General features: G+C 60.5%; 13 protein-coding genes, 1 tRNA gene and 1 pseudogene. 6 read left to right on the top strand and 9 right to left on the bottom strand.

All coding sequences use genetic code 11. The features are described from left to right. Positions 1-42: 42 nt before the first annotated feature. The 4 genes and pseudogenes from PCA20602_RS19130 to PCA20602_RS19145 form a co-directional block, all read right to left on the bottom strand. The gene (locus PCA20602_RS19130) at positions 43-1344 is read right to left on the bottom strand and encodes a sulfate adenylyltransferase subunit 1 (RefSeq protein WP_150722560.1); all 1302 of its coding nucleotides are present in this window, start codon (positions 1342-1344) and stop codon (positions 43-45) included. 101 nt (positions 1345-1445) lie between these two features. Then, entirely contained in the window at positions 1446-2393 is a 948-nt protein-coding gene (gene cysD, locus PCA20602_RS19135) for a sulfate adenylyltransferase subunit CysD (protein ID WP_069340692.1), read from the bottom strand. Positions 2394-2517: 124 nt separating this feature from the next. Then, a complete protein-coding gene (locus PCA20602_RS19140; RefSeq protein ID WP_150722694.1) occupies positions 2518-3234 on the bottom strand; it encodes a phosphoadenylyl-sulfate reductase in 717 nt (238 codons plus the stop codon). A 104-nt stretch (positions 3235-3338) separates the two neighbouring features. Beyond that, positions 3339-4115 (bottom strand): annotated as a pseudogene (locus PCA20602_RS19145) (sulfite exporter TauE/SafE family protein). 133 nt (positions 4116-4248) lie between these two features. On the opposite strand from PCA20602_RS19145, the gene PCA20602_RS19150 reads away from it, so the two are divergent. The 6 genes from PCA20602_RS19150 (at position 4249) to PCA20602_RS19175 (ending at position 8965) form a co-directional block, all read left to right on the top strand. After that, positions 4249-5190: a CysB family HTH-type transcriptional regulator gene (locus tag PCA20602_RS19150; RefSeq protein ID WP_069340690.1), complete on the top strand. Its 942-nt coding sequence runs from the start codon at positions 4249-4251 to the stop codon at positions 5188-5190. Positions 5191-5361: 171 nt separating this feature from the next. Continuing rightward, entirely contained in the window at positions 5362-6531 is a 1170-nt protein-coding gene (locus PCA20602_RS19155; RefSeq protein ID WP_174981325.1) for an ABC transporter substrate-binding protein, read from the top strand. Between the two features lie 183 nt (positions 6532-6714). Continuing rightward, positions 6715-6799 (top strand) — tRNA-Leu (locus PCA20602_RS19160). A 284-nt stretch (positions 6800-7083) separates the two neighbouring features. Continuing rightward, a complete protein-coding gene (locus PCA20602_RS19165) occupies positions 7084-7623 on the top strand; it encodes a DUF3455 domain-containing protein (RefSeq protein ID WP_150722561.1) in 540 nt (179 codons plus the stop codon). Positions 7624-7676: 53 nt separating this feature from the next. Then, positions 7677-8279 carry a sigma-70 family RNA polymerase sigma factor gene (locus PCA20602_RS19170; protein ID WP_150722562.1) on the top strand — a complete coding sequence of 201 codons (603 nt, stop codon included), beginning with the start codon at positions 7677-7679 and terminating at the stop codon, positions 8277-8279. After that, entirely contained in the window at positions 8276-8965 is a 690-nt protein-coding gene (locus tag PCA20602_RS19175) for an anti-sigma factor (RefSeq protein WP_150722563.1), read from the top strand. The genes PCA20602_RS19170 and PCA20602_RS19175 overlap by 4 nt, the downstream gene beginning before the upstream one ends. A 99-nt stretch (positions 8966-9064) precedes the next feature. Here PCA20602_RS19175 and PCA20602_RS19180 read toward each other — a convergent pair whose 3' ends face one another. The 5 genes from PCA20602_RS19180 to PCA20602_RS19200 form a co-directional block, all read right to left on the bottom strand. Continuing rightward, positions 9065-10102 (bottom strand): threonine aldolase family protein, encoded by a 1038-nt coding sequence (locus PCA20602_RS19180; protein ID WP_246182240.1) that lies wholly within the window; start codon positions 10100-10102, stop codon positions 9065-9067. Between the two features lie 135 nt (positions 10103-10237). Beyond that, positions 10238-11074: an AraC family transcriptional regulator gene (locus PCA20602_RS19185; protein WP_174981328.1), complete on the bottom strand. Its 837-nt coding sequence runs from the start codon at positions 11072-11074 to the stop codon at positions 10238-10240. Between the two features lie 66 nt (positions 11075-11140). Next, a complete protein-coding gene (locus PCA20602_RS19190; protein ID WP_150722566.1) occupies positions 11141-12325 on the bottom strand; it encodes an acetyl-CoA C-acyltransferase in 1185 nt (394 codons plus the stop codon). Positions 12326-12378: 53 nt separating this feature from the next. Then, positions 12379-12882, bottom strand: a complete 504-nt coding sequence (locus tag PCA20602_RS19195) for a winged helix-turn-helix transcriptional regulator (RefSeq protein ID WP_150722567.1) — start codon at positions 12880-12882, stop codon at positions 12379-12381. 298 nt (positions 12883-13180) lie between these two features. Beyond that, on the bottom strand, positions 13181-14533 hold the full coding sequence (locus PCA20602_RS19200) for an MFS transporter (protein ID WP_150722568.1): 1353 nt from the start codon (positions 14531-14533) through the stop codon (positions 13181-13183). Positions 14534-14554: the final 21 nt, after the last annotated feature.

Consider the following 14554-nt stretch of genomic DNA (forward strand, 5'->3'; position numbering starts at 1 on the left):
GTGCCGTGCCAATGCGAGACTACGTGGGCGAGGCGACCGGAATCAGGCCGCCAGCGCACGAATCATACCGGCTGCCACCGTGTGGTGGGTTGCTTCGTCGATCAGCACGAAGGCGCCCGTGGCCGGGTTGGCATCGTATGTGTCGGCCGCCACCGGCTTTTGCAGGCTCAATTGCACGCGTCCGATATCGTTCATGGCGAGCGTCGTCTTGTCCGTGCCGTGCGAGAGCGTGCTGACGTCGAGCACCGTGTCCACGCTGCCGATCTTCACGTATACCGTGCTGGTCGCTTGCTTGAGCAGGTACTTGCGTTGCGGCGCGAGCGCGTCTTCGTCGAACCAGCAGACGTCTGCGGAAAGCTTACGCGACGGCTCCAGCGAGGAGTCCGCGCCCACGAAGGTATCGCCGCGCGACACGTCCACGTCTTCCGTCAGACGGATCGTCACGCACTGACCGGCGAACGCTTCTTCGATCTGGCCGCGCGGGCCGACGATTTCCGCGACGGTAGCCGTGCGGCCTGCGGGCAGCACACGCAACGATTGCCCCACACGTACCGAACCCGATTCCACGCGGCCCATGTAGCCACGGAAGTCGTCGGCATGCGAGCCGTCCTGACGCGCGACCAGTTGCACCGGGAAGCGCAGCTCACCGCCGGTCTGCGCGACCGGCAGCGATTCGAGCACGTCGAGCAGCGGCTCGTCCTGATACCACGGCATGCGCTCGCTCGCGTACACGATGTTGTCGCCCTTGAGCGCCGAGACCGGCACGAAGCGCACGTCCTGCAAACCGAGGCGCTGCGCCAGTTCGAGGTACGCCGCGCGAATGTTGTCGAACGCCGTCTCGCTGTAGTCGATCAGGTCCATCTTGTTGATGGCCACGATCACGTGCTGCAAACCCAGCAGCTTCACGATCGCGCTGTGACGCTTGGTCTGTGCGAGCAGTTCGGTGCGCCCGTCCACTTCGGTCACACGCGTGGCATCGACCAGAATGATGGCGGCGTGCGCCGTCGATGCGCCCGTGACCATGTTGCGCGTGTACTGCTCGTGGCCCGGCGTGTCGGCGATGATGAACTTGCGGCGCGCCGTCGTGAAATAGCGGTAGGCGACGTCGATGGTAATGCCCTGCTCGCGCTCGGCTTCGAGGCCGTCGGTCAGCAGCGAGAAGTCGATGTCTTCGCCGGCGGTGCGCTTGTGCTTGGCGCGTGCGAGAGCGGAGAGCTGGTCGGTCAGCACCGACTTGCTGTCGTACAGCAGACGGCCGATCAGCGTGCTCTTGCCGTCGTCGACGCTGCCTGCCGTGATGAAACGCAGCACGCCGAGGTCTTCCTGATGCGGGGTGAGGCTCATGATCTTTTCAACTCGATTGCTTGGCCCCGGAGCGATGCGGTGTGTCGCGCTGCGGGCCGGTGTGTCTGAACGTGGATCTGATCGCGGTGCGTGCCGGCGAATCAGAAATACCCTTGCTTCTTGCGCTGCTCCATCGCCGCCTCGGACGTCTGATCGTCCATGCGGGTGGCGCCGCGCTCGGTGATGTCCGTCACGGCCGTCTCGGCGATGATCTCCACCGGGCTCGCGGCAACGCTGGCCACCGGGCACGTGCAGCTGATGTCGCCCACGGTACGGAAGCGCACCTGCGCCAGTTCGCTCGTCTCGCCATCCTGCTTCGGCGTGAGCGGCGTGACCGGCACGAGCAGCCCGTTGCGACGCACGATCTCACGCTCGTGCGAGTAATAGATCGACGGCAGATCGAGGTTCTCGCGCGCAATGTATTGCCACACGTCCAGCTCGGTCCAGTTCGAAATCGGGAACACGCGCAGGTGCTCGCCCTTATGCAGACGGGCGTTGAACAGGTGCCACAGTTCCGGGCGCTGCGCCTTCGGGTCCCACTGACCGAATTCGTCGCGGAACGAGAAGATGCGCTCCTTGGCACGCGCCTTTTCTTCGTCGCGACGGGCGCCGCCGATCATGGCGTCGTAACCGTATTCGTCAATGGTTTCCAGCAGCGTGACGGCCTGCGCCGCGTTGCGCGAATCGTTTTCGCGACGCAGGCGCACCGTGCCGCGCGCGATCGAGTCTTCGACGTGGCCGACGACCAGCTCGGCGCCCAGCGCCTCGGCGTGACGATCACGGAACTCGATCACTTCCGGATAGTTGTGGCCCGTGTCGATGTGCACGAGCGGGAACGGCAGTTGGGTCTTGCGGCCCGGGCCGAGACCGAACGCCTTGAGTGCCAGGTGCAGCACCACGACCGAATCCTTGCCGCCCGAGAAAAGCAACGCTGGCTTACGGCACTCCGCCACGACCTCGCGCAGGATGTACATCGATTCGGCTTCGAGCCAGTCCAGATGATCCATTCGCGAGCCATTGGCCTGCGCAACTTCGTGCATCGCACCCATAGTGTTCCCTTCCTTGACGATTCCGAGTGATTCCGAATTTTTCGAGAGTCTTGTTGCCCGATGTGCGTCAGTGTCGTCTGTCCGTCACATCGTCTTCTATCTTGTTGCCCGGCATTCCGCTCGATCAGTTCGACTGCACCGACACCGGGATCTTGCTCAGATTGCTCGCGTGCAGCCCGCACTCCTTGCTGTCGCGCGACTCCCACCACCAGCGCCCTGCCCGGCTGTCTTCGCCGGGGCGAATCGCGCGGGTGCACGGCTCGCAGCCGATGCTCGGATAGCCGCGTGCGTGCAGCGGGTTGACCGGCACGTCGCGCGCGGTCAGGTAAGCCCACACTTGCGCTTCGGTCCAGTCGAACAGCGGGTTGTATTTGGCGATGCCACGGGCGTCGTCCTGTTCCGCGAAGGCCAGTTCGCCGCGGGTGACCGATTGCTCGCGACGCTGGCCGGTGAGCCAGGCGTCGGCGTCGGCGAGGGCACGACCCAGCGGCTCGACCTTGCGGATCTGGCAGCACGCCTTGCGCAGATCGACGCTCTCGTAGAACGCGTTCGCACCATGTTCGGTGACGTACTGCTCGACGGCATCGGTGTGCGGCGCGTATTGCACGACGTCATAGCCGTAGCGCGCCTTGATCTTGTCGATCATGCCGACCGTCTCCTCGTGCAAACGACCGGTGTTCAGCGTGAAGACGGTGATCGGCAGTTGCTGACGCAGGATGACGTGCGTGATGAGCATGTCTTCGGCGGCGAGGCTGCTCGCGAACTTCACATTGCGGTGCGAACCAGCGATGCGGGCGAGTCGCTCAGCCAGCACGGCTTCCATTTCGTCGAGCAACGCCATGTCCTGATGCTCGGCATCGGCCACGCCCGACGGTACGGCTGCCGGGGTGGGCTCCCAGCGGGATTCGTTTCGCATGTCGCGAACTCCTTGTTTTATGTGGGGTGTCAGCCGACCAGCTTGACTGCCGCGAGCGTGAGCGTCGCCGCCAGCGCCGCGCGTACGATGCGCTCGGGCAGATGACGGGTGAGCTTCGCGCCCAGTCAGATCCCCGGCAGGGAGCCGATCAACAGACTGCCGAGCAGTGCCCAGTGCACCGTCTCGAGCCAGATATGACCCAACGCGGCAATAGCCGTGAGCGGCACCGCATAGGCGATATCGGTACCGGCGACTTCGGCCGGTTCCAACTGCGGATACAACATCAGGATCAGCGTCGCGCCCACGGCGCCTGCGCCAATCGAGGAAATCGTGACGAGCACGCCGATAACCGCGCCGACGATCACTGTCGCCACCGCCTGCGAGCGCCCCGTCAATTGCCAGTTCGGATGCGCGCGCAACGCCGCGAGCAGCTTGGCGCGAAAGAGCAGCGAGAGCACCGTGAGCAGCACCGACGCCGCAATCGTCAGCTTGATGACGTGCAGCGCCGCCTCGTCGATACCGCCCAGACGCTTCAGGAACAGGATGGTGACCAGCGCCGCCGGCAGTGCGCCAAGCGTGAGCCGACGCACGATGTGCCATTTCACGTGGCCGTGCGAGCGGTGCGCGACCGTCCCGAAACTCTTGGTGATCGCGGCAAACGCCAGATCCGTTCCCACGGCGACAGGCGCGGCGTAGCCCAGCAGGAGCGTGAGCAGGGGCGTCATCAGTGAGCCGCCGCCTACACCGGTCAGGCCGACCAGCAGGCCGACGCCAAATCCGGAAAGGGGTTCGAGCCACAGCGACATGAATGACGTTCCTGGTGGGTCCTAAATGCCTGAAAGGAATAACGTTATCGAAACAGTGGCACCCACTGTAATGAAAAGGCTATATACTTCAAACGAATTAAAAATTGTTTGTATATTTTCTAAAGTTATACAAATGAACCTGCACCAGTTTCGTTTCGTGCGCGAGGCCGTCCGCCAGAACTTCAACCTGACGGAAGCCGCAAAAGCGCTCTTCACCTCCCAACCGGGTGTTTCCAAGGCCATCATCGAGCTTGAAGAAGAGCTCGGCGTGGACATCTTTGCCCGTCATGGGAAGCGCATCCGTAACCTGACGGAACCCGGGCGCATCATCTTCGAGTCCGTGGAGCGGATTCTGATGGAGGTGGAAAGCCTCAAGCGGATCGGCAAGGACTACGCGGCACAGGATCAGGGCAGCCTGACCATCGCCACCACGCACACGCAGGCGCGCTACTCGCTGCCGCACGCCGTGGCCGAGTTCAAGAAGCGCTATCCGAAGGTGCGTCTGTCGATTCTGCAAGGCAGCCCGACGCAGATCGCCGAGATGGTGCTGCACGATCAGGCCGATCTGGCGATCGCCACCGAAGCCATCGCCGGCTATAAGGATCTGGTGTCGTTGCCCTGCTATCAGTGGCAGCACGTGGCGGTGGTGCCGCCCGATCACCCGCTGCTGCAATTGCCGTCGGTGGGCATCGAGGATCTGGCCAAGTACCCGCTGATTACTTATGACCCGCAGTTCGCCGGACGCGCCAAGATCGATCAGGCGTTCTCGCTGCGTCATATGCAGCCGGACATCGTGCTCGAAGCCATCGACGCGGACGTCATCAAGACTTATGTCGAGCTGGGACTGGGCGTGGGGATTCTGGCGGGGGTGGCATTCGACCCGGAGCGCGACCGCAACCTCCGGGCCATTCAGGTCGGTCACCTTTTCGGCACCAACGTGACGCGCGTCGCGCTCAAGCAAGGCGCCTATCTGCGCGGCTATGTCTTCACGATGGTTGAATTGCTTTCACCCATCCTTACCCGCAAGCTGGTAGAACAGGCGTTGCGCGGCGAGCACGAGAGCTACGAGCTTTGAAGTATTCCGGATGCCGCCAGCGGTGCTCAACTCTCGGGCACCGCTGGCGGCATCCGGTCGTCAATACGCCGAAACACAATCTCCCGGCGACATCTCCGAGACGTATTTTTTCCGGCTGGTCGAACGCTGACGGTGCGGTATGCTTATGCGATTCGACCAAAAGGAGACCTCATGCGCTCAACGCTTCGCGGCATTCGCCTGTCGGGCCTGCTGCTCACTCTGACCCTGACCGGTGTGGCGACGGCCGCACGCGCCGACCTGACCGTCGGCATCGACCTGTCGTCGACGGGACCGGCGGCGGCCATCGGTATTGCCAGCAAGAACGCCATGCAACTCTGGCCCGATCAGATCGGCGGGCAGAAGGTGCATTACGTCTTTCTCGACGACGCCTCGGATCCGGGCACGGCGGTGAAGAACACGCGCAAGTTGATCAGCGAGAACAAGGTCGACGTCATCGTCGGGCCGAACATCACGCCAAGCGCACTGGCGATGCTCGATCCGATTTCCGAGGCGCAAACGCCGATGATCACGTTGATCGGCTCGGCAGTCGCGGTGGAGCCGCAGGACGCAAAGCGTCGCTGGGCGTTCAAGATGGCCGCGAACGATTCGGCGATGGCCGACGTGATGACGCGCTATATGGCGAACCACGGCATCAAGACGGTAGGCTTTATCGGGTTTGCCGATGCCTATGGCGATAGCTGGCTGAAGGAATTCACGAAATTTGCCGAATTGCGCAAGCTGAAGATCGTGGCGCAGGAACGGTTTAACCGCACGGATACGAGCGTCACCGGGCAAGCCCTGAAGCTGATGTCGGCCAAACCGGATGCCATTCTGGTGGCCGGTTCCGGCACCCCCGCGGCCCTGCCGCAGCGCACGCTTCAGGAGCGCGGCTATACCGGCAAGATTTATCAGACGCACGGTATCGCGACCTACGACTTCGTTCGTGTCGGCGGCAAGGATGTCGAGGGCACGTTGTTCCCGACGCAGCCGGGCGTGGTCGCCAAGACGTTGCCTGCGGGACATCCGGCGCGCACGGCAGCGTTGGCGTTCACGAAGAAGTACGAAGCCAAGTACGGCACCGATACCGTGACCCAGTTCGCGGCCGATGCCTATGGCGTGTGGGATTTGCTCAACGATGCCGTGCCGCGTGCAGCGAAGGTGGCGGCGCCGGGCACCCCGGCGTTCCGCGTAGCGTTGCGCGACGCACTGGAGTCGACGCATAACCTGGCGATTCCCAACGGCATCATGAACCTGAGCCCGCAGGATCACGTGGGGCTGGATCAGCGGGCGGGCGTGATGGGACAGATCAAGAACGGCAAGTTTGTGTTCGTCTCTGACTGATCATTGGACGTCTGCCATTACCGTCGCCGGGGGAGCCGAGAGGCACTTGGCGGCGGAGAAGAAAAGCGCATGCGGCGGGCTTGTGGCCGGGGCAAATTTCGGTCATAATCTCGCCTTCGTCCGGTAAGCCATCAGGTTTTTCGAACGACTCACGCTGCGACACCGTTCGGTGCCCGCACACCTGCCCAGGTGGTGAAATTGGTAGACGCAGGGGACTCAAAATCCCCCGCCGCAAGGCGTGCCGGTTCGATTCCGGCCCTGGGCACCAGACACACTTGCAAGAAAATTCGGTAGCATTCGAGAACCCGCGACAGATAACGTCTTCGCGGGTTTTTTGTTTCCCGCATTCTGCGCGCCATCACGGCACGTGCACTACAGGACGCGCTCACGGCCGCAGGACGTCGTCCACGACGAAAATGACACCTCCGGAGAGACCTGGTCGGCGCAAATATTTGCGATTGACTGCATCCAAAGCGGCATCTCGTGTGTAGAGAGAGTGATGCTCCCGAATCTGGAGCGTCGACCTTATCAAACGGACACAGGAGTTTTGCCATGAAGCGCATCGTCTTTGTCAGCTTGACCGCCCCCCTCCTTCTTGGCGCTTGCGCCGCAAACATGTCAATGCCCAGTGCATCGGCACCGGTCGCCGATGCCGTGAAAGTGCCTGACGGCCATCGCGTCGCCATGCAAACCGTAGGCAAAGGGGAAATCCTGTATGAGTGCCGGGAAAAGAAAGAGGCGATGGGCCAGTTCGAATGGGCCTTCGTCGGGCCCGACGCCGTTCTGGTCGATCGATCCGGAAACGCTGTCGGCAAGTATTACGGCCCGCCCGCCACGTGGGAATCCCGCGACGGCTCTAAGGTGACGGCGACACAGGTGGCCGTATCGCCCGCAGGCACTGGAAATATCCCGCTGCAATTGGTCAAGGCGAATCCCGCGACGGGGACCGGCGCGATGCAGGGCATCACCTACATTCAGCGGCTCGCGACCCAAGGTGGCACTGCGCCGACCTCGCAATGCAGTATGGCCACCAAAGGCGCGAAACAAACCGTCAAATATCAGGCTGACTACATTTTCTGGAAGGCCTCTTGATAGGATTACGCGACAACGTCATTTTTCGGAAAACGTAGTCGACCTTCGGCGGCATGTGCCAACGTGTCGCCGATCGCTTCCGAGAGGTGCCTGTGCACGAAAAGACGGACGAGTTTGACTACGAAGCCTCGATTGCCGCATGCGCTCGGCAAGACCCAAAAGCATTGCGGCAACTCTATGAGCAGGACGCCGCTTATCTGCTAGGCGTCGCGCAACGCATCGTGCGCGACCGGCAACTGGCTGAAGATGTGGTGCACGATGCGTTCGTGAAGGTATGGACGCAAGCGGCGACGTTCGATGCCAGGCGCGGTGCCGGCCGCGGGTGGATATTCAGCATTGTCCGTCATCAGGCGCTCAACACGGTACGGCGTCGGAATCAGGAGGTCGATGTGGACGAAGACACGCTCGACGCCCATGTGAACGCCACCCCAACGCACGTTCCGAACGCGTTTTCTATCGCTGCCGATCCGCTGATGCATGGCCGTCTGGCCCAATGCCTCGAACGGCTGGACGCCCCCCGTCGGGCCAGCATCCTTTACGCGTATCTTGACGGCTACTCGCATAGCGAAATCGCCGAGCGCCTCCGATCCCCACTGGGCAGCGTAAAGGCCTGGGTACGCCGTGGCCTGCAATCCCTTCGTGAGTGCATGGAATGACGCCGGAAGAACTCAGCGCGCTTGACGAACTTGCAGGCGAATATGTCCTCGGCACTCTGAGCTGGGAGCGCAGACGCGCCGTGGAATCGCGGCTACGGCATGAGCCTGTCCTTGCCGCAAGGGTTGCCCTGTGGGAGTCTCGCCTGCAACCGTTGGCCGACACCGTCGCTCCGCTTACGCCATCGGTGCAGCTTTGGCAGCGCATTAGCCGAAGCGTTTCGGTCACGCGGCATTCGATATGGTGCCGCTGGTGGGACGATATCCGGTTCTGGCGGCTAGCCTCCGGTGCCGTGACCTGCATGGCGCTGGTCCTTGCGGTCATTTTAGGTGTGAAGGACCGCACACCAACGCCCCGATTCGTCGTTGTCCTGGCGTCGCCGCAGGATAAGAGCCCGGGCTGGCTGGTGCAGGTCGGGGCGGATCGGAAACTGCGCCTGATCCCGCTGAAGTCCGAACCGACACAGGCGGATAAGACATTACAGCTATGGACGAAGGCGGACGGATGGTCCGGTCCGGTTTCGCTGGGATTGCTACGCGCCGGGGAGCCTGTCGAGGTTTCCATCGAAAATCTGCCACCGCTCCAGCCGAATCAGTTGTTTGAAATTACGCTGGAGCCGCCACAAGGCTCACCCATCGGTCGGCCCACCGGGCCCATTCTTTCGATCGGGCGTGCGGTGGCCACTTAATGAAGCGCACTCCCGTTGCTTCCAAGGGCCTTCCGGCTCGGGGGCGATTCATGACCCGTCTTTTCAGGACACCACCAGACGGGTCGCCCAACTAACAGTTTAGTAGCCTGACCTTGCCGACTGATTCGAAATCTTGCCTTCCTGAGCCGAGTCCGCATTAGCTTCCGCCACGCAGGCAATGATGTCTATCGCTTCCAGTATCTGCTTCCGAGAGATGTTCAGGTACGGAATCGCGCGAACCCCGTCCGGGCCGGACGGCAAGACATGAAGCCCTTTCTCGTAAAGCTTTTCTACAAATTGCCCCGCAGGAAGACTGGTCACACCAAACCGAACAATGTTCGTCTCTACCGTTGCGACATCGAGAACTATGCCGGGCAAATTGGCGATTCTGTGCGCGAGCAACTTCGCATGTTCGTGGTCTTCCTGCAAGCGATCACGATTGTGACGCAGCGCAAATAATGCCCCTGCGGCAATAATGCCGGCCTGACGAAAACCGCCGCCGATCTGTTGCTTGAAACGACGGGCGCGAGCGACAAAATCTTTCGAACCCGCCAACGCGGAACCTACGGGTGCACCCAACCCCTTTGAGAAACAAACACTCACTGAATCAAAGTGCTTGGCGTACTCTGCCTCCGGAATACCTGTCGCGGCTGTCGCGTGCCACAGTCGCGCGCCATCAAGATGCAGCGCGATTCCTCGTGACCGAGCCATTTCGCATACACTCACCAACTGTTCGTACGGCCAAATTTTCCCGCCCCCAATGTTATGGGTGTTTTCCAGGCATAACAGCTTCACAGGCGCGGGAATCGTGCTGGGGAAAAATCGGTGAGAAACGCCCAGCGCGTTGGCAACGTCGTCCGGCGAGAAAACGCCGCGGTTGCCAGGTAAGAGACGAGGCAGTACGCCCGAAAAAGCAGCGGGCGCCCCGCCCTCCAGAATGTAGACGTGAGCATTCTGGTCAAAGAGGACGGCATCGCCAGGTTCCGTGTGCGCCCGAATGCCCACTTGATTGGTCATCGTGCCCGTAACCATGTAGACGGCATCTTCTTTACCCAGTAGCGCCGCGACCTCCCGCTCTAACTGTTTTACTGTTGGGTCGTCACTATAAACATCGTCGCCCACCACGGCAGAAGCCATGGCGCTACGCATAGCTTCTGTAGGCTGACTGCAAGTGTCGCTACGCAAATCGATCATTTCGTGACTCCCAATTCGGCCGGTGAGTCGACATTGTGTGCTGAAAAAAAACGCACATTTTGGACAATCTTGCGGATATTATTTGCGCGCCCTGCCGGGCGGAACCCCGAAAAACCGGCGAAACTCACGACTCAGATGGCCCTGATCGCAATATCCAACCTCCAAGGCAACCTGGCGTAACGGCAGCCCCCTTAGCAGGAGTCCTTTGGCTAGGGCGACACGTCGCTGAATAAGGTAAGCATGCGGAGCGATCCCAAGCCACCGCTTGAACTCGCGCAACAGATGGAATGGACTGACACCGACAACGCACGACAGATGCTCAAGCGACGGGTTCGTTGTCAGATTCGCATCGATGTACTCACGCGCCCGTCGGACAGCGCCAGGCATTGCCAAAGGGTGCCGCAAACGTCCAAGGGCACCTCCATGCCTGAGCGTCAACTGAAACATGGCAGCCGTCAGGCGTGAGCTTTTCTCCAATTGACTGGCGTCCGACGACTGGGAGCAACGATGAGCCGCAAGCAACAGTTGCATTGTCTCGGGGTCGTCAATAACAAGATCCGGAAAATAGGGTTTACCCTTTAGACTCGGGTCGTACGCCTGAAGCAACAAGAGGAACTCATCTGCCGGGATGTACGCCATTCGATAATCCCAGCCCCCCTCGATCGCAGGCCGCCCCTCATGAACACTACCTGGGTTGATCGCACAGATCGTTCCCTCCGGCATGACTGAGCGCCGACCCTGACCATCGAGGTAGGCTTGGGCGCCTCGCTCAATCACGCCGATGGCATATTCATCGTGCACATGTGGCGGAAACTGATGTGTGGGGTAGCTTGCCGCCATAAGCTCGGCATTCGCGAAGCTCGGCTCACGCCATAGCTTCACTTGATTGCATCGCAAAGCACGCATCGTAGCCATAATCGTTTCCCGATCCGCACCGCATTCGTGCATATCCCTACCCACCGAAAGCGCTAGCTAATTCGCCTACACTTCGACCGCGAAAGCCGTAGCCTCGCCCCCACCGATGCATAGCGCTGCGACCCCGCGTTGAAGCCCCCGCCGGCGCAACGCATGCACTAGCGTCACGATCAAGCGAGCACCCGTTGCCCCGATCGGGTGGCCGAGAGCGCAAGCACCGCCATTGACGTTCAGCCGATCACGTGGAATTGCCAAATCCCGTGCGGCTGCCATAGCCACCACCGCGAATGCCTCGTTGATTTCATAAAGGTCCACATCGGTGGTTTGCCAGTTGACCTTGTTGAGCAACTTGCGAATTGCCGGGATGGGCGCCGTCGTATACCAAGCCGGGGCGTGACTGAAAGTCGCGTGTCCACGTATCGTCGCGAGTATCGGCAGCCCCTCCCTTTCAGCGGTCAAACGTCGTGTCAACACCATCGCCGCCGCACCGTCACTGTTTGCAGATGCGCTGGCTGCGGTAATGGTTCCGTTCTGACGAAATGCGGGCTTTAGACTCCGAATTCTCTCAGGCGACACTTTCATGGGATGCTCGTCCTGCGCAATTACCTTCGATTCGCCTCGCTCCAATACGGTGACCGGCGTAATCTCATCTGCAAAGGCATGACTTTCAATTGCGTTGCGAGCCCGCATCAGTGTCTCGATCGCATAGTCATCTTGTTGTTCTCGATCGAAACCATATCGCTCCGCCGCTGCCTCGCCGAAGTCGCCCATCGAGCGCCCTCTTTCGTAGGCATCCTCGAGGCCATCCAGGAGCATGTGATCAACGACTTGATTGTGTCCCATGCGGTATCCGCCGCGCGCAGCAGGCAAAAGATAAGGGGCGTTCGACATCGACTCCATGCCGCCGCACAACACGATGTTCGCTGAGCCGGCCAGAAGCAGGTCGTGTCCAATCATCGCCGCCTTCATTCCCGAACCACATACCTTGTTGATCGTCGTGGCGCCTACGGCATCGGACAACCCCGCTGCGCGCAAAGCCTGACGAGCTGGCGCCTGTCCCACACCCGCAGTAAGAACACACCCCAAAATCCCCTCGTCAATCTGCTCTGCGCCCAATCCTGAACGTTCGATGACGGCCTGAATTACCTGAGCACCAAGGTCAGTCGCACTGACGGATGATAGATTTCCTCTGAATCTCCCTAGCGGAGTGCGAGATGCGGCAACGATAACAACGGGATTCACTTCGTCCATGTCAATGCTCCAAAATCGACTCAGGCAGATCAGAGTCGTACGCGAAACCAAGCCTACTCTTGATGCGGTTCAAGTTGATCAAGCGGTTTCAATCTCTTCAGCGTCGACGCGGAAGGAAACCGACCAGGAACAAATGCATGCGTCTCTCGCGCGATCACCTTGCCAGTGTTGCGATCCACAAGCACCGGGTCGACATCCCTCCCCGTCGATCGGTCTACAAAATCAATCCCCCATTTGTGACCTTCTACGTGCTTGCGCCCCCAGGCGAAAAGCGCGATCAAGACGGGGGAAACATCTCTCGCACGATCGGTAATCCGATACTCATCACGGCTCGACTCCTGCCCTGAACGATGCTTTTCAAGCAGCCCTGAGGCAACCAGATCTGCTAGCCGACGCGTCAGGATGGTCGGCGAAATGCCCAGACTCTCCCGGAACTGCTCAAATCTTGTAGAGCCTTGGAGTGCGTCACGCAAAATTAGCAGGCTCCACCATTCCCCGACGTGCTCCAAGGCCAACGCAACAGGGCAATCCATAGACGTAAACTCTTTTCGTTTCATGCTCGACACCACCTGAGAATCAAGTCAGCACATGTTAACCTGCTCACTTAACGCCCGCTGCGGCACGCGTGAGGTGATTCCGATCAGAACGCGAACGGCCATCTACCCGCCAAGCTCCCGACGAACAACTCGACGCATGGGTCAAGAAGGGGTACTGGCCCGAATCAAACAAACCGTCGGTTGCGGCTTGAAGCTCACCGCAAGGTCTGGCACATGTCATCGAGGCATGTCACGAAACGCTCTCGTTGTCATTCGCAAAGGGAACCGGTGTAGCGTCCAAATAGCATCGCGTGTAACGCTATGACTGCTGCGTTTTCAACCTTCGTTCCCGCCAGAAAAAGCCAACAAGAGCCGAGGCTCCCGCAATCCAGAACGCCTCGGCAAACGCATTGGCGTTTGATCCCAGGGTCATGACCAATAGGCTCGTGCCAACCGTCGTCCCAAGTTGACGACTCATATTGATCACACCGCTGCCTGTTGAGGCCAGATCAAGCCCCAAATCGGCAACGCCGATGGCAAACAAGTTAGGAAATACAAGCCCGACGCCCACTCCGGCAAAAATCCACGCCACAACGAACCATGCGACGCTTGCTTGCCGACTAACGACAAGGGCAAGTGCAAATGACGAGCAAGCAAGCACCACAGCGCCCAACTTGACTCGCCGATACAACCCGGCCAAATCGGTACGCTTGGTCAAGAGCGAAATGAGACCCACGACGCACGGTCCGGGAGCGATCAGCAAGCCGACGACCATCAGGTCTTTGCTGACGGCGGCCTCCAAGTAAAGTGACGCCCCCAGAAGCAACGCACCGAATGACAACGACATGACAAAGATGGTCATCAGTGCATACCCCATATGCGGCGCGCAGAGCAGCGCACGCGAGACGATGGGCGTCGGATGTTTCGCCACTCGTCGGCAAAGCAACAGCACGGCAAGAAATGCCGTGAGCCACGTTGCCAATGCCGGCAACGTCTCTCCCCACCGACTTGCATTCACGAGCCCAAGCGCAACGGCCCCTGAGGCAACGATCAGCAACAGGCAACCCAATAGGTCAAATCGATCTGCCCTTGCCACCGGGGGTTGCGCGGGAAGGATATAGGCGCCCAAGAGTATCGCGACCAAACAAACCGGCACATTAATCAGAAAAATCCACGGCCAGCCATATGCCGCCAAGAATCCGCCGACAACGGGACCCGCTGCCCCCGCAAGTGCACCACTTGCCGCCCAGATACGAACCGCGCGGGGTCTAACCTCGACGGGAAACGCCGCCACCACAATCCCCATGCTGGCCGGCGTCAGTAGCGCAGCGCCAGCGGCCTGAATACACCTGAAGACGACGAGAGCCTCGACCCCATGGCTTGCGGCACATCCAGCGCTGGCCGCCAGAAAGATCATCAAGCCGGCGAGAAAAGCCTCCTTTTTGCCGAGAAGGTCCGCCAGGCGGCCAGCTGGCACGAGCAGTGCCCCGTAAAAGATCGTGTAGCCATTCAAGACCCAAGCCAGATCGCTCAACGGCACCAAGGGCATGTCGTGCCCGATCGCCCCAAGGGCAACGTTGACGACAAACATGTCCAGCGAGGCGATAAATACCGCCAGGCTCAGCACAAAGATCATCCACCGCTCTTTCGAATACATGAAAGTTGAATTCAAAGGTTCCGCAGCCTTGCCGTG

Source organism: Pandoraea capi (assembly GCF_902459735.1).
In the GTDB taxonomy this organism is placed as follows: Bacteria; Pseudomonadota; Gammaproteobacteria; order Burkholderiales; family Burkholderiaceae; genus Pandoraea; species Pandoraea capi.